Genomic DNA, 15,689 nt, shown 5'->3' on the forward strand with positions numbered 1-15,689 from the left:
GCCATGTTCGACATCTTCCGCAACTGGCGCGCACGGCGCACCGTCACCCGGCGCCCGATCGCCGAAGCGCTCTGGCGCGAGGCGCTGCAACGCTGCACCGCCGCGCGCCGGCTGGGCGCGTCGGACCAGGCTGCGCTGCGCGTGCTGGCCACGCTGTTCCTCGAACGCAAATCGCTGGAGCCGGTGGAAGGCTTGCCGCTGGGCGACGTCGACCGCGTGTTGCTGGCGGCGCATGCCTGCATGCCCATCCTGAAACTGGGCATGGACTGGTACGACGGCTGGCACAGCATCATCGTCTACCCGGATGCATTCATGCCGCAGCGCCAGCACGTGGACGCCGCCGGCGTGGTCCACCAGGGCCACAGCCTGCTGGCCGGCGAGGCGTGGGGCCGCGGTCCGGTCATCCTGTCGTGGGCGGAAGTGCTGGACAGCGGAAAGAAGCCCGGCCACAACGTGGTCATCCACGAGATGGCGCACAAGCTCGACATGCTCAACGGCGAGGCGAACGGCTTCCCGCCACTGCACCGGCGCATGGATGCCAGGCGGTGGTCGCAGGTGTTCTCTGACGCATGGCATCGCCTCAAGCAGGCACGCAACAACGGCGACGAGCTGCCGATCGACGCGTACGCGCTGGAAAACCCGGCCGAGTTCTTCGCCGTGTGCAGCGAGCAGTTTTTCGAGGCTCCGGCCAACCTGCGCGAGCACTTGCCGGAGGTCTACCGGCAACTCGAGCTGTTCTATCGCCAGCATCCGCTGTAGGCCGGCGCCCGCCGCTTCATGCCGGCGACAGCAACTGCTCCGGGGAAATCACCGCGCAGCCGGGGGTCATCGCCAGCGCCGACTGCAGCAATGCCTGCGCGATTCGCGGCGCCGGGACGATGCGCCAGTGTCGCGGCACGATCGGCGCCAGCGCCTGCAGCACACGCATGCCGAGCTGCTCGCGCAGCCGCCGCCGCTCGCGCTCGCCGCCGATCAGCGAGGGCCGCAGCACGGTCAGCGAGGGATAACCCAGTGCCTGCACCGCCTGCTCCACCTCGCCCTTGATGCGCAGGTAGAAGTAGCGCGATGCCACGTCGGCACCCCATGACGAGGTCAGTGCGAAGGCCTGCGCGCCACCGGCCCGCGCCAGTCGCGCAAACGTCAGCACGTAATCGAAATCCACCCGCCGGAACGCCGCGGGCGAGCCGGCATCGCGCAGCGTGGTACCCAACGTGCAGATCGCCGCATCGGCCTGCCACCACGCGGCATCGGCCGGCAGCTGCTCGAAGTCGACCACGGGGTTCACCAGTTTGGGATGCGCCGGCAGCGGCCGCCGCGTCGGCGCCACCACCCGGGTGACGGCGGCATCATCCAGCGCCATCCGCAGCACCTCGCGTCCGACCAAGCCGGTGGCACCGCACAGCAACACTCGCGACATGCATGCCTCCGGAGGACAGGAAAACGCAATGGACGACTCGGCGGACCACGCGTCGAGCGTCCCGCGCTTCAGATGTTACCCGCGCGATGCGTCGCGACCGCGCCGGCCTCCGTCAGGGCGCCAGCACCTTCGGCACCAGCGCGTGCCAGCCCGGCATGTCCCACAGCAGGTTGACGGCAACAGCCACCGGCAGGAACAGGCCAAGCCAGATCAGATAGACCCGCTGCACCGGGCGCTGCCTGACCACGTCCCACAGGAACAGCGGCGACACCGCAAGCAGCGTGTAGAGGTCGGTCGAGAACGGACCGGGATGGATCGACGGCAACCAGCCGATGCGATCGATCGCCGCCTGCAGCGGCAAGGCTATGGCCAGGAACATCATCCGCTTGTGGAAGTCCGGATCGGTGCGTCGCGCACGCAAGGCGAGCCAGATGAAAACGGCAAACAGGATGCCGGCCTGCAGCTGCAGCAAGGCGATGTTGTCGAGGAAAAGGAGCGTCTGCTGGAGCTGTTCACGCACCGGCGACGGCGCGACGTGCGCCCCGTTCCAGACCTGTCGGTAAATCGTCGGGACCAGGAGGAAACCGGTGACGATGATGGCCGGGACCAGCACGAAAGCCAAGCGCCCCAGCAGCATGTGCCGCTGGCGCCGGCCGGTCGCCATCAGCCAGGACTGGACGAGCAGCAGGACCAGAAACGAGCCCATCAACACGGCATGCACATGCAGTACCGGCGGGAACGGCGGCCTTGCCCCGGCCCGGACCATGGCGACTTTCTGCAGCGAGTCCGGCACGAATCCGGTCAGCGTGATGGCGATGAAGAATGCCGCCATGAAGACCCAGATCCAGCGGTCGACGGCCGCCATGAGGTTCGGACTGGTGGGTAGGTCAAGCGCCTGCGCGTGATTCGTGGTCATGGCATCCCCGATTGGTTCTTTCCACAACGGATGGCTCAACCGGGCTCGGCCACCGAGTGGGTCGCGGCGCCGAGAGCACAGGTGAGTCCAACGGCACAGGCGCCGGTGTCCCAGCCGGACATCCAGGCAAACGGCGGCGTTCGTGCCTGCCCCAAAACTGGTACTTCCCCTCACTACCCCATCGCACACTCATGCGGTCGAGTACGACAAGGCACTCGCGCACGTCGCGCATGGTGAGCTTTCCCGGATGGGACCGCAACAGCCGGCCGGAGAGCCAAAAAGCTGCCAGGGACAATGCGAACGTGGAAGGTATGGATGGACGTCCAATCGGCCGCAGGGGCGGTGAACCGGCCTGTGCGTGGCCTGAGAAAATCGGGCATCCATTTCCGCAAACCTCGGCTACTCTGTCCGCTGCTTCCCCCCTGTTTCCGAACCGACCATGGGAGAATCACGATGATCCGTCGATGCTTGTTCCTGCCGCTGCTGGCAGTCCTGCTGGCGGGCTGCAATCCCGCGCCGAGGGCGGCCGGCGACGCCGCATCCGCGCGCGAAACCGCTGCGCCGCCGCTGTTCGATACCTTCGGCGACCTGCACCACGACGTGGCCACCCCGGTGCCCCTGGCGCAACGCCATTTCGACCAGGGCCTGCGCATGGCGTACGGCTTCAACCACGAGGCGGCCGGGCGCAACTTCGCCGAGGCGGCGCGACTGGACCCGCAATGCGCGATGTGCGTCTGGGGCCAGGCGCTGGTGCTGGGGCCGAACATCAACCTGCCGATGGACCCGGCCCACGCGAAGGACGCCACCGCCCTCGCCGCGCGCGCGGCCAGCCTGGCCGCCACCGCACGTCCGGTCGATCGCGCGCTGATCCAGGCACTGCAACTGCGTTATGCCGACCCGGCGCCGGAAGATCGCGCACCGCTGGACCGCGCCTATGCCGAAGCGATGGCGCGCGTGGTCGCGCAATTCCCCGAGGACGACGATGCCGCCACCCTGTACGCGGAGGCGTTGATGGATCTCTCGCCCTGGGCGTACTGGGAAAAGGACGGCACCCCGGCCCGGTTCACCCCGCGCCTGCTCGGCGAACTGGAACGCGTGCTGGCGCGCAACCCGCGCCACATCGGCGCGATGCACTACTACATCCACGCCACCGAATCCTCGCCCGAGCCACAGCGCGCCGAACCCCACGCCGACGCGCTGGCCGCGCTGGCGCCCGGTTCGGGCCACCTGGTGCACATGCCCGCACACACCTACATCCGCGTCGGCCGCTACCACGACGCGACCCTGACCAACCTCGCCGCCACCACCGCCGACAAGGATTTCCTGGCGATGTGCCGCGGCAGCAACGGCGTCTATCCGCTGGGCTACGTGCCGCACAACTGGCACTTCGCCACGATGACGACAGGCCTGACCGGCTCGCGCACCCTGGCGCTGCAGGCGGCCGAGCAGACTGCACGGCGCGCCGACCGTGCCGCAATGGGCGCGGCGCCAATGGAGTTCATGCAGCAATTCGTGGTCACGCCTCTGCTCACGCAAGTCCGCTTCGGCGACTGGGACGCGATTCTTGCCGACACCGCCGCGTCACCGGAACTGCCATACCCCGCGGCGATCCGTCACTTCGCCCGCGGCATGGCACACACGCGCAAGGGCACCCTGATCGAAGCCGCTCGCGAAGCCGACGCCCTGCATGCGATCGCCGTCGATCCGGCAATGGCGAAAGTAAGCTTCTTCGACATCAACCACGCCGATGGCGTGCTGCGCGTGGCCGACGCCCTGCTGCGCGGGGAACTGCTGCGCGCACAAGGCAAGTACGCGCAGGCCATCGCCGCGCTGCACGAAGCGGCAGCCGCCGAGGATGCGCTGGCCTACAACGAACCGGCCGACTGGCCGCTCCCGGTCCGCCCCTACCTCGGCGCCGCGCTGCTCGAAACCGGCAATGCCGCGGGCGCGGCGGAAGCATTCAACCAGGACCTGAAAACCTACCCGCTCAACGGCTGGTCGCTGTTCGGCCTGGCGCAGGCCCAGCAAAAGCTCGGTCAGGTCGACGCCGCGCGCGAAACCTCGAAGCTGCAGGCGACCGCATGGCAATGGGCCGATGCGCCGCTGACGACGGCACGATACTGATAGCGAAGAGACCCCTCGCCGTCTCGTCGTGCCGTCATTCCGGCCAAGGTGCGCGGCCGTCGTCGTCGGCGCCACGGCCCCCGGAATTCCACGCCCTCGCAGGAGCCCGCTCCTGGGGTTGGGAAGTCGACGGGACCGGGGCGGCGCAACGCGTTCAACGCCGTCGTGTCGATTGTTCCGGGCCACGCTTCGCCGTGCGTACGCCATGGCCCGCACACTGCCGGGCGGCGACAAACGCTTTCCCGTCCGGTTACCCTGCCGAAGCCGCACCGGCTCCGCCGGTCGCGCGGCGCGTGCCATTCCCGGGTCTTTCGCATGTTGAGCAGCATCCGCACCACCGCACCGCTGTTGTCGAGCACCGTGTTCCTGTTGATGGGCGTCGGCCTGCTGCACACGCATATCGCGTTGCAGGGCGAGGTGCTGGGCTTCTCCGTGGCGATGATCGGCGTGCTGACCTCGGCCTATTACACCGGTTTCCTGGTCGGCACCTACACCGTGCCCCGGCTGACGCATCGCTTCGGCCATATCCGCACCTTCGCCTTCTGCACCTCGCTGCTGGCGGTGGTGGTGCTGGTGCAGGCACTGACCTCGGCCTACGCGGCATGGCTGGTGCTGCGCGTGTTGCAGGGGCTGCTGCTGGTGGGCCTGTACGCGATCATCGAGAGCTGGCTGAACACCGCCGCCGATCCGAAGCATCGCAGTTCGGTGTTCGCCGTCTACATGATGCTGAACCTCGGTGCCAGCGCGATCGCGCAGCAGTTCCTGCACATCGGCGGCGAGGGCTTCGTGTTGTTCTGCGTGGTGGCGATCCTGGTCTGCGCGGCGAACCTGCCGGTGGTGATGACCCCGCAGCCGCAGCCGTCCATCCATGCCGCGCCGCGCGTCCAGGTCGGGCGCATGTTCCGGCTGGTGCCGACCGCGCTGGTCAGCGCACTGATCTCGGGCATGGTGCTGGGCGCGTTCTGGGGCCTGCTGCCGTTGTATGCGGCCGCGCGCGGTCTCGGCGCGGCCGAAGTCGGCACCTACATGAGCGTGGCGATCGCCGGTGGCGTGGTGCTGCAACTGCCGCTGGGACGGTTGTCCGACCGCATCGACCGGCGCCTGGCGCTGGCGTTGATCAGCGCCACCGCGGCATTGGCGGCGCTGGCCAACCTGGTGTTGCCGAACGCCGGCCACACCATCGCCATGCTGCTGGTATTCGCCTTCGGCGGCATGAGCTTCGCGGTGTACCCGATCGCGGTGGCGCACCTGGTGGACTATCTGCGCCGCGACGAGCTGCTGTCCGGATCGAGCACGGTGCTGCTGGTCAACGGCATCGGCTCGGCGGTGGGGCCGCTGCTGGCGGGCACGCTGATGAGCCTGACGCGGCCGACGCTCCTGTTCGGCTGGTTCGCGGTGCTCGACAGCCTGCTGGCCGGCTACGCGCTGTACCGCTTCATGCGCCGCAAGCGCGAAGTGACGCCGGACGACAACTTCGTGCCGCTGGTGCACACCACGCCGGGCGCGATGGACATGCATCCCGATGTGCCGGAGCGATCAGCCTAGGCCGCGCTTCCTCATCATTCTTCAGCCGTGCGAGGCGTCGCTACGACGGCGGCGGCCGCGCACCCGCCGTGATCCCGCAGCGATCTTCGCTGCAAGCCTCTGCCGCGGGCGCCGCGTCTGCCATCTGCGGGCGCGACTGCTCCAGCTCTGCCAGCAACGTACCGATCTCCGCGCCGAGCAGCAGGTCATCGTGCTGGCCGAACACCTGCCGACGCAACCGCCCCTGCGCGTCGATCAGGATCGTGGTCGGCGTGCCCTGCATGGCATACGCGCGCATGGTGCACGGAATCGGATCGCCGGCCGGGCCGGGCGCATCGATGCCGACCGGAAACGCGATGCGGTATTCGTACAGGAACGCGCGCAACGACTCCGGCCCCATCGCCGCGTGGTGCTCGAACACCGTGTGCAAGCCGACCACCGCCAGCGGCGCGCCCTCGAACAGCTTCGCCACGCGCTGCGCCTGCGGAATGCCGTGCGCCACGCAACCCGGACAGAGCATCTGGAACGCGTGCAGCAGCACCACCCGCCCGCGAAAATGGCCGAGGGTCAATGGCTCGGGCGTGTTCAACCAGGCGCTGGTGCGCCACTCGGGGGCTGCTGCGGACGTCATCGCAATCTCCATCCCTGCTGCACGACCCGCGGCGCCAGCTGCCGCGGGCATCACTTCAACCACGCAGCGTACATCTTCCCTGCTTCACTGGCGGCGCACCGGACTCGACAGTCGTCCGGGGTACGGCCATCGGCGAATCGGCGCGCTGTCGTGTTTCCGGCGGGATGGCTACGGGACGCAGGCTGGCCCGTGACTCGCCGCAAACTTTCGCCCTAGCCTCCCGGCCCTGTCCAGCGACCGGCCGCCGCGTTTCCATCGCATGCGCCCTTCATTTCGGGATGCGACGCGCCATCGCCTGTGCAAAAGCCAGCAGTTCCAGCGCGGCGTCGTCATGGTCGGGATTCAGGCTGGCAATGAAATCCTCTTGCCCTCCCGCCTCTTCGAGCGAATGCGCGAAGCGAGCGTTCCACGTCACCGCCACATCCAGCGCCATCGCGTACGGCAGCAGGCTCGCCTGGAGTTCGGGATGGAGCGACGGCTTGTAGCGCGCATCCATGTCCTGCTGTTCGGCGGTGCCGAGGTACCAGCGGAAGCCGTGCAGCTTGCGCCGCAACGGCGTCTCCCGCGGCGGTTGGCGCAGCAACCACCAGCCCGCGGCGACCTGGCCGGCGAGCAGCGCGGCGCCCGTCAGCCAGTCCAGCCGGTCGCCGCCGCCCAGCAATCCGATCGCGGCGATCGCGGCCACGACGTACACCTGCGCGCGAGTGGCGCGCAGGATCGCAAGCGGGACCACGTCCATCAGCATCGCCACGACGAGCGCACCGACGAGGCTGGGAGCCGCAATCTCGCCCAGGATCACGAAACGACTGTCGATGCCGAAGAACAACAGCGTGGCGCCGGTCAGCGCGGTCAGCCAGCCGGGGATCAACAGCCAGGCGGGATCGCCTGGACGTTCGCCCGCGCAGCGATTCTCCAGCGCACGCCGGAAAGCAAGCTCGGCAAGGCCGGTGCTGTCGGCATGGGCCTCGGAGAACTCCGCCGTGGGGCCAAACGCGAACAACGCCGAACGCAGCCGGTGTTCGTCCATCGTCAAGGCCGGGGCAAGGTCACCGCCGGTTCGCGTTGCCACCCATGTGCCATCGTCCTGCCGGGCCAGCGTGAGCCCACCCTTGGCGGCGATGCCGAGCACGCCGGTGGCAAAGCATTTTTCATCCCAGGCACCGTGCCACAGCAACCGCACGGCGCCGGCGGACCAGCCGGTCGGCGGCTCGTACTCCACGATCACGGGTTTGCCGTCGCCGCCGCCGGTGAAGAAAATTTTCGCCAGGAGGTAGTACAACGCCAGCACGGCCAGCCACACGGTGCCGTTGAACATCCAGGCCGGCCCCGCCGACAAAAGGGGGGTCGATGCCTCGGCCACCTCGGGAAACGTGAGCACCGCGCCCAACACCTGCCCCGGCGCGACGGCATCGTGCCAACCCAGGTCGACCTTGGTTCCGGTGACTCGGCGATCCCCTGCCGTGACAGGCGCACCGTCGAGCTGGAACTGCGCATGGATCTGACTGGAAGGCGTTTCCTGCGGCAGCTTCACCACCAATTTCGCACGCTGCAGCGACAGTCGATCGGTGGCCGAGGTGAGCGGCCAAACGAGCTTGCCATCGTCGACCGCCTTGTACAGGACGCGGTAATCGAGTTCGAACAACTGCATCCCCACGCGACGTGTCGGATGCACGGTGATACGCACGCCATCGCCCAGCGGCGCAACCTCGGTCGTCACCCCGTCGCCGTTCTCGGCAGCCCCCATCAGGAACACGTCGCGAAGTGCGAGCTTGCGGCCCGGAAGAACCAGGTCGCGATGGAACTCCCACGGGGTCGCCGCGTTGACCTCCGTAGTCTCGCTGACCTCGATCGAGTAGTCGTGGTTGACCCAGATCGACGTATCGCGCGTCATCGTGGTGGGTTCGACACCGGACTGACCGGCGTCCTGCGCCATCGCACTGCCGGCGGCAAGCGTCACGGCAACGAGGCACAACATGCGCGAGATCCGATGCCGCACGAGACCGCCGGCAAGCCTCATGCAGGCTCCCCGAGCCTGACCTGGACATTGGCCCTGGCATCGGCGTCGGCGGCGAAGAACTCCGCGGGCCTGAAGGCGAGCGGCGCGGCGATCAGCAAGGTGGGAAACGTTTCGCGCGCCGTGTTGTACTCGCGCACCGAGCCGTTGTAGAAGCGCCGGGCGTGCTGCAAGGTGTTCTCCACCTCCACCAGCTCGTCCGAAAGCTGGCTGAAGTTCCCGCTGGCCTTGAGCTCCGGGTAAACCTCGCCCAGCGCGACCAGGCGCACCAGTTGCTGGCCCAACGCAATCTCGGGCGCGATCCGCTGCGCCGGGGTTCCGCCGCGCATCGCCGCGCTGCGCTCGGCGGCGACACGTTCCAGCAACTGCCGCTCATGGCTGGCGTAACCCTTGACCGCTTCGACCAGCATGGGCACCAGATCGTGGCGACGCTGCAACTGCACGTCGACATCGCTCCACGCGTTGCGAACCTGATTGCGCAGCCGCACCAGTCGATTGAACAGCCAGACCGCGCCGACGACGAGCAGCAGGCCCGTTGCGTAGAAAATCAAATGAGCGTCCCCTCGCGCCCGATTCGCGGGCGCTGCAATCCGACGGCACAGCCGACCGGTACATTCCCCATACCCTGTGCGACCGCCACCTGCGCCGCCGGGCCATTCTGGCGACAGCACGCGCCGGGTTCAACTGCCGCCGAAAGCGGAATGAAGGAAGTCAATCGAGGCCATGGAGGAAAAGACCATCGGCCACCTGGTGAGCTTGCGCCGTCCGAGGCCGCCGAAGCACGCGGACATCGAGCAGAGGGCACTGACTTTCTCCGCCCCGGTTTCGCTTGCCTGGTTTGACGCCCCTGAAATGCGGTGCAATTCTGCGTCACGACGATCCATGGAGGATCGAGGGGGAGACAAAGATGTTGAAGCGGGCATTGGTGGGGCTGGTGGTGTTTGGCGGCATTCTTCTCTGGCATTTCGGGAGGAACGGCCTGATGCCGACCCTCGCGCAGGAAGCGCTGCTTGCGCCGCCCGCCCAGGCCACTTCGGTCAGCTTCAAGTCTGGCGCCTGGGCTTGTACCTCCGAAGAATTCAAGCTGCAGGTGCTGGACCACAGATATTATGCAAACCCGGTGGTGATCAAGATCATCGGCGGCGCACCCGAGTTCTGCCGCGAGATCAATGCCAGGCATGACTATGCGCTGCTCGCTCCCGCCCCGGGCAACATGGCGTACGCCAGTCCCTGCCCGGATCACAGCTGCGTCGCGTTCAATGCTCACGTGGCGGTGAACGGCGAGGAAGCCGACTGGGTGCTTTACGCACCCAACAGCTTCATCGCTTCCTCTCGCTGACGCACCAAGCAATAGGCCAGACGCGGGCCGCCCCCGCAAGCTGGCAGCGGCACGCGGCGCCAGCGAAAGTCCTTCTCCACTGCGGCACCTGCCGGTATCGGCAATCATCACCAGCGTGGAAGACGCGGTTGAACCTGCCCACGACCGTCAGGCGTTCGCGCCGACTGTCCACGCGGACGCTGCCGGTTGCCGCCGTCGTACCACGAAATCACGAGCACCCCAGGAACGCCCATGACAACGGAAGCACAGAGCAGGCAGTTCGAGTTCAAGCAGGCGATCATCGAATTGCTGTGGAACGACGACACGCCCTAGGCCGCCGCCGGAGTCGTGGCGCGGTGCACCTCGCACGAGGAGCGCGAGCACGCCCTGTGGATGGCGGTGGCCCTTCAACGAGCCGCCGCGGTAACCGCGCTGCTGCAGGCAGGGATCAGCGCGCAGGCGCGGGAGGCAGCCCTGTCGCTGCTGTGCGGAGGGCTCGCGAGGGCCGGAGCGCCCAAAGCCGACACGCACGTCGCGGAGTGGGGTGCCTGGAGCGTGAATACCATCGACATACCCGTCAAGGTCGGAACATCCCCGTTCTGGTTCGAGGCGGAGAAATTGATGGACATCTACCTGGAGCAAGGTCGCATCAAGGGCGACTGGCTCGTCATGCTGCCTGCGTTGCGTGAAGGTGTCGCACCAGGCAGCCTGGAACGATTCATCCAGACGCTGAACCAGGCCGGCAGCAGGGAGATCCATATCGCGACGGCGTTGCTGCGGGCGGAGATCGATCGACAGGCGCTGCAGGGCGGGATGGGCGAGCCGCAGCCAGTGCAGGGCTAAGGCCCGAGACCGCTCGCGAGCCTCGCGACCCGGCCAATCAACGGCAGCAAAGGGGCGGAGGGCGCCGGGTTCAAGCGGCGGCCGCGCGCCGCCGTGATCTGCACCTGGATGCCAAAGCCGCCCGACAAGGCATCCTGGTCGGGGCCGTCATTCCCGGCTCAATCGAACAAGCGGCGCTCGCGTCCTTCGTGATCGAGCAGCCAGCGCTTGCGGGCCAGCCCGCCCGCGTAGCCGGTCAGCGAGCCGTTGCTGCCCAGCGCGCGGTGGCAAGGCACGAACAGCGAAATCGGGTTGCGCCCCACCGCCGCGCCCACCGGGTGGAACGCCTCGGGCCGGCCAATCGCCCGCGCCAACGCCGCGTACGTCGTCGTCTCCCCGTACGGCACCGCGCACAGCGCGCGCCACACCTGCTGCTGGAACGCGGTGCCTTCCGGCGCCAGCGGCATCTCCAGGTGCGTCAGCTCGCCGGCGAAATAGGCGTCCAGCTGCCGCCCGGCCTCGTGCAACAAGGGCGTCGCGGCCTTCCGCCACCCGGCTTCCGGCGAGATGGCCGGAAAGTACTTCTGCCCCTCGAACCAGCCGCCTTTCAGGGCTCCGTCGCGCTCGGCGACGAGGAAAACGCCCAGCGGCGTATCGACGGAAAGGTAGGCCAGGTCGTCGGGCATGAAGCAGGGGAAAGCAGATGGCTGGCGACGCAGCCGATGCGATGCACGGTACTCCCCGCGGCCGTCGAGGCGAAGCGCGTCCGTCTCACCCCCTCACCGCCACACCACGCAGTCGCGCGAATCACCTGCTTGGCGGAATACGTCGGCGGAGGGTCAGGGCGGCTGGCCGATGCGCGAGACGAGGCGCACCGCGTACGACAGAACAGCCAGCCGCCGCCCCTCCCCGATCAGCGATTGACCCTGCCCGGTCGTGACAAGTCGCCCGAGGCCACCTTGAACACGTCGACAACGCACAGCAGCGGATCGTGCACGCTGGCGTTGACGCGCAAGGCGGCGGTGACACCGTCGAAACCGGCGGCGTCGACGGCGCCGATGTCGTCGAACGGCACCCGCACCTCCAGCGAGTGGTCGTCGAAGACGGGGCTCCAGCCGGGGCTGTCGATCAGGATCGGCAGGCCTGGCCAGGTCCTGGGCAGTCGCGGCTTGCTGCCCTCGGCGATGTCGACCACCTTCAGCGCGCCCTTGCCGCAGGCGTCGTCGGGCTGCAGCACCACCCAGTGCGAGTGCCACAGGTTGCCATCATTGCCGGGGTCGCCATCGCCGTTCTCGTCGAACAGCGGGGTGTCGTCGAAGTCGGGATGCGCAGTGACCGCGAACGCGAGAATGCCGCTGCCATGCTCGAAGCCGACCAGGTAGGGATCGAGCGTGGTCGGCCACACGTAGGAGAACACGCTGCTGCCGGCGAGCTTGCCGGTCTTCACCGGCTTGCTGTCGCCGGCCTTGCCGGATACGGCGATGTGAAACGTGGCGATGTTTCCCTCGGTGCTGACCCTGGTATGCACGATGTCGAACGGTGCCTGCACGGCTTTGGCCGGTGCGCTGGCGATGCCACCAGCGTGCGTGGTGCCGTCATGGGCGAAGCTGGCCGAACCGCCCAGCAGCAGTGCCACGGCGATGGCAAGACGCGCGCGGGTGCCGAGCGGCTGACGTGGATGCAACGGCGAGTGTGTGGACATGGCGACTCCTCATCGGGGATGTGCCGCCTTGGCGGATGCTTGGCGACGTGGGGCCAGCGTCGCCCCGGAGCGCTCTCCACAGGTGTTATTTTGTCCATGAAATACCACTGATCGTCCAGGATGCGGAAGCAAACCATGGCTACCCTCGACCGCTTGTCGTCACTGATGGAGCGCTTCCACGTGCGGGCGCACCTGTTTCATGCCGGGGCGCTGTGCGGGTTGGCGCAATTCGACGCCCGGCCGGGACGGGGTTTCCTGCACGTGTTGCGACGGGGCGAACTGGTGGTGACGCATCGCCCGCGCAGCGGTGTGCCGCGCCGCATCGAGGTGGCCGAACCGAGCCTGTTGTTCTACCCGCGCCCGCTGGCGCACAGCTTCCACAACCCGCCGGCCGAGGGTTCGGATTTCGTCTGCGCCACGCTTGATTTCGATGGCGGCGCGCGGCATCCGCTGGCGCGCGCCCTGCCGCCGCTGCTGGTGCTGCCGCTGCGGGCGGTGGACGGCCTGGAGCAGACGCTGGCGCTGCTGTTCGCGGAAGCCGAGCGGGTACGCTGCGGCCAGCGCCTGCTGGCCGACCGCCTGTTCGACGTGTTGGTGCTGCAACTGCTGCGCTGGCTGCTCGACCATCCCGCAGAGGCGAAACTGCCGCCGGGCATGCTGACCGGCCTGTCGGACCCGAAGCTGGCGCGCACACTGACCGCGATCCACGAGCAGCCCGGCGCAGACTGGTCGCTGGCCGCCATGGCCGAGACCGCCGGCATGTCGCGCAGTGCATTTGCCGCCGCCTTCAAGCAGCACGTCGGCCACACGCCGGTCGAATACCTCACGCAATGGCGCGTTGCCGTCGCGCAGGCCCTGCTTCGCCAAGGCGCTTCGCTGAAAACGGCGAGCCTGCAGCTCGGCTATCGCAACGCGTCGTCACTGTCGCGGGTTTTCACCCAGTCTGTGGGCATGTCGCCGCGCGCGTGGTTGCGGAATGGGGGAGCTGAAAAAGGCAATGAGCCACGTCTCCCTCAACCCGGTGCCGGGGGTGGACGGTGAGGCTTGAACAGCAGGGGCGACTCGTCAAAGGCAACCCAACCGAACTGATCGCACAGCCGCCGTACCAGCGGGGTGCAGTCCGAGCGACGCGAGCAGTGCGGCGCCAGTGACCGGGTCGCATGCTCACCGGGTCGGGAAAATTCCACCCGGCCCTCGCCCACTTCCCCGGATGCATCCGTAGCGGATGACCAGGTCAAGGCAGGCAGTGCCTGTTCCAGGCAGATGGAAACCTCCTCGGCATCAATGGGCAGCACCGACTCGGCACCGGGATCGGCCGCGGAAAGCGGGAGCTCCGCGGGCTTCAGGAAAATGCATGACTTCGACGTGCAATTCTCGCTCGGCACCCTGCGTGCGGTCCGAGAGGGTCAGTCAAACCCGGGCCAGCTCACCAGGTCTCCTTTGATTGGCCTCAACCTGCCATTCCGCCCCTCATCATCCGTCGCGCATTGCCCCCGACACTTTTCTCCCACTTCTTCAAACGAGCGAACGCCGAGGTTTCCCGAGCAACTCGATCAGCCGCAACTCGCACGGCGAGAAATCGTGCCCCCGGCGCTGCGAGATCACGAACGTCAGCGGGCCCATGTGCCAGGCGCGACGCTCAAGCTCGACGAGCGCTCCGCTTGCCAGATCCTCGCTGACCAGGTGCCGTGGCAAGTGTCCCCAGCCGAGGCCGGCCTTGAGCAGGTCGCGTTTGGCGCCCAGGTCGTTGACCAGCCACTGGCGCTTGCCGGCTACACCCTGCTGGCTCTCTTCGGCGCCGGGCTGGTTGTCCGTGACGATGACCTGTATGTATCGGCCAAACTCGTCCACCGGGATGGGTTTGGGTGTCGAAGCGAGCGGATAGGACGGCGCGCATACCGTCACCATCTCCTCCTCGCGCAGCCAGTGGCGTTCGATGGCTTGCGGGTTCACTTCCGGCACGTCGTTGATGGTGACGGCCAGCGCGCACACTTTTTCGAGCACCAGCTTTTCGCCGCCCTGCATGGTGGTGATGCGCAGGTTGATCGCGGCGGTCGGAAACTCTTCCTGCAGCGTGCGCAAGCCGTCGACCAGGTGGGCGCGCGGGAAGTAGGCGTCGACCGCCACCGATACCTGCGGCACGCCGGCCTTGGCGATCGCGCCGGCGCGGTTCTTCATTTCCTCCGTACGCGAGATCACCGCCCGGGCGTCCGGCAGAAGGCTGCGCCCCGCCGCGGTGAGCTGGGCCTTGCGCGTGTTGCGCTCGAACAGCTCGACGTCGAACGCACTCTCCAGCGCCTTGATCGCGTGGCTGATGGCCGACTGCGCCCGCGCGAGCTTGCGCGCGGCACCCGAGAAGCTGCCCTGGTCGCACACCGCAACGAACGCACGCAGCTGGTTGATGGTGACGTTGTCGAGCATCGGTTATCCAGAAAATAGATCGTATCAAGCGATATTTCGTCAATTGGATTGATGCGTCAAGCGACCCAGATAGGTGGGGCAACCGGCTCGAACAGGCCGGATCACTCCACTCAAGAAGGATCATCCCCATGAGCTACGCCATCATCGGTTTCGGTTCCATAGGCCAGGCCCTAGCCCGCGCGTTCGCTCGCAACGACATCGAGGTCACGGTCGCCAGTCGGCGGCCGCCCGAAGCCCTGTTGCCCCAAGCGCAGGCGATCGGCCCCAAGGTTATCCCCCGGACATTGCAGGAAGCGGTCAAGGCGGACGTGATCATCCTGGCGGTGCTGTTCGAGGCGCACCAGGACGTCGGCAAGGCGCTTCCGGACTGGAAGGGCAAGACGATCATCGACGCGATGAACACGAATGCCCCCGTCGAAACGCTCGACGGCCTCCCCTCCTCTGCCTTCGCCGCCAGGTCGTTCCCCGGCGCCAGGTTCGTCAAGGGCTTCAATCACCTGCTGGCGCGCACGCTGACCACCGACCCGAACGTCCAGGGCGGCCACCGGGTGGTGTTCCTGTCGGGCGACGACGAAGCGGCCACCGCGCAAGTGGCGGACCTTGCCAAGCGACTCGGCTTCGCCCCCGTCAACCTCGGCAGGTTCGACGAAGGCGGCACCCTGGTGCAGGCACGCGGCCGCGTCTGGGGCCCGCTGATTTTCCAGGACCTGTTCAAGCAGCAGCCCTGAGCGCGTACGGCCATCGCGACAAGGATCGCGATCGGCGCGCCATCCCCATCACTGCTTCGGCAGTTGCAACCC

The 15,689-nt window shown here is 67.6% G+C and carries 16 protein-coding genes; 7 read left to right on the forward strand and 9 right to left on the reverse strand.

All coding sequences use genetic code 11. From position 1 onward, the window contains the following. The first annotated feature begins 3 nt into the window (after positions 1 to 3). Positions 4 to 759, forward strand: coding sequence for a M90 family metallopeptidase (locus ACVCMC_RS07775; protein WP_395117418.1), 756 nt, complete (start codon positions 4 to 6; stop codon positions 757 to 759). 16 nt (positions 760 to 775) lie between these two features. Here the strand turns inward: ACVCMC_RS07775 and ACVCMC_RS07780 are convergent, their stop codons facing one another. Beyond that, positions 776 to 1,417, reverse strand: a complete 642-nt coding sequence (locus ACVCMC_RS07780) for an NAD-dependent dehydratase (RefSeq protein ID WP_447099282.1) — start codon at positions 1,415 to 1,417, stop codon at positions 776 to 778. 112 nt (positions 1,418 to 1,529) lie between these two features. Next, entirely contained in the window at positions 1,530 to 2,333 is an 804-nt protein-coding gene (locus tag ACVCMC_RS07785; protein WP_447099283.1) for a hypothetical protein, read from the reverse strand. Between the two features lie 453 nt (positions 2,334 to 2,786). Here ACVCMC_RS07785 and ACVCMC_RS07790 point away from each other — a divergent pair, with 453 nt between their 5' ends. Together ACVCMC_RS07790 and ACVCMC_RS07795 are read left to right on the forward strand one after the other, a co-directional pair. Then, entirely contained in the window at positions 2,787 to 4,457 is a 1,671-nt protein-coding gene (locus tag ACVCMC_RS07790; protein ID WP_447099284.1) for a tetratricopeptide repeat protein, read from the forward strand. 315 nt (positions 4,458 to 4,772) lie between these two features. After that, complete coding sequence (locus ACVCMC_RS07795; protein ID WP_447099285.1) at positions 4,773 to 6,002, forward strand: MFS transporter; 1,230 nt, start codon at positions 4,773 to 4,775, stop codon at positions 6,000 to 6,002. Between the two features lie 40 nt (positions 6,003 to 6,042). On the opposite strand, the gene ACVCMC_RS07800 is transcribed toward ACVCMC_RS07795, so the two are convergent. From ACVCMC_RS07800 to ACVCMC_RS07815, 4 genes are all read right to left on the reverse strand, one after another. Next, on the reverse strand, positions 6,043 to 6,612 hold the full coding sequence (locus ACVCMC_RS07800) for a peroxiredoxin family protein (RefSeq protein ID WP_447099286.1): 570 nt from the start codon (positions 6,610 to 6,612) through the stop codon (positions 6,043 to 6,045). Positions 6,613 to 6,880: 268 nt separating this feature from the next. Then, a complete protein-coding gene (locus ACVCMC_RS07805) occupies positions 6,881 to 8,545 on the reverse strand; it encodes a hypothetical protein (protein WP_447099287.1) in 1,665 nt (554 codons plus the stop codon). An 80-nt stretch (positions 8,546 to 8,625) separates the two neighbouring features. Next, complete coding sequence (locus tag ACVCMC_RS07810; protein ID WP_395117404.1) at positions 8,626 to 9,177, reverse strand: LemA family protein; 552 nt, start codon at positions 9,175 to 9,177, stop codon at positions 8,626 to 8,628. Positions 9,178 to 9,306: 129 nt separating this feature from the next. Next, entirely contained in the window at positions 9,307 to 9,510 is a 204-nt protein-coding gene (locus ACVCMC_RS07815; RefSeq protein ID WP_447099288.1) for a hypothetical protein, read from the reverse strand. A gap of 23 nt (positions 9,511 to 9,533) precedes the next feature. On the opposite strand from ACVCMC_RS07815, the gene ACVCMC_RS07820 reads away from it, so the two are divergent. Beyond that, on the forward strand, positions 9,534 to 9,965 hold the full coding sequence (locus tag ACVCMC_RS07820) for a hypothetical protein (protein WP_395117402.1): 432 nt from the start codon (positions 9,534 to 9,536) through the stop codon (positions 9,963 to 9,965). Between the two features lie 327 nt (positions 9,966 to 10,292). Beyond that, positions 10,293 to 10,787 carry a hypothetical protein gene (locus ACVCMC_RS07825; RefSeq protein WP_447099289.1) on the forward strand — a complete coding sequence of 165 codons (495 nt, stop codon included), beginning with the start codon at positions 10,293 to 10,295 and terminating at the stop codon, positions 10,785 to 10,787. A gap of 158 nt (positions 10,788 to 10,945) precedes the next feature. Here ACVCMC_RS07825 and ACVCMC_RS07830 read toward each other — a convergent pair whose 3' ends face one another. Beyond that, positions 10,946 to 11,452 carry a methylated-DNA--[protein]-cysteine S-methyltransferase gene (locus ACVCMC_RS07830; RefSeq protein ID WP_447099290.1) on the reverse strand — a complete coding sequence of 169 codons (507 nt, stop codon included), beginning with the start codon at positions 11,450 to 11,452 and terminating at the stop codon, positions 10,946 to 10,948. A 227-nt stretch (positions 11,453 to 11,679) separates the two neighbouring features. After that, the gene (locus ACVCMC_RS07835; RefSeq protein ID WP_447099291.1) at positions 11,680 to 12,468 is read right to left on the reverse strand and encodes a hypothetical protein; all 789 of its coding nucleotides are present in this window, start codon (positions 12,466 to 12,468) and stop codon (positions 11,680 to 11,682) included. A 135-nt stretch (positions 12,469 to 12,603) separates the two neighbouring features. Between ACVCMC_RS07835 and ACVCMC_RS07840 the strand changes: the two genes are divergently transcribed. Then, positions 12,604 to 13,509 (forward strand): AraC family transcriptional regulator, encoded by a 906-nt coding sequence (locus ACVCMC_RS07840; protein WP_447099292.1) that lies wholly within the window; start codon positions 12,604 to 12,606, stop codon positions 13,507 to 13,509. Positions 13,510 to 13,983: 474 nt separating this feature from the next. Here the strand turns inward: ACVCMC_RS07840 and ACVCMC_RS07845 are convergent, their stop codons facing one another. After that, entirely contained in the window at positions 13,984 to 14,889 is a 906-nt protein-coding gene (locus ACVCMC_RS07845) for a LysR family transcriptional regulator (protein ID WP_447099293.1), read from the reverse strand. 128 nt (positions 14,890 to 15,017) lie between these two features. Here ACVCMC_RS07845 and ACVCMC_RS07850 point away from each other — a divergent pair, with 128 nt between their 5' ends. Then, positions 15,018 to 15,617, forward strand: coding sequence for an NADPH-dependent F420 reductase (locus tag ACVCMC_RS07850; RefSeq protein ID WP_447099294.1), 600 nt, complete (start codon positions 15,018 to 15,020; stop codon positions 15,615 to 15,617). Positions 15,618 to 15,689: the final 72 nt, after the last annotated feature.

The organism is Rhodanobacter sp. UC4452_H20, assembly GCF_052978205.1.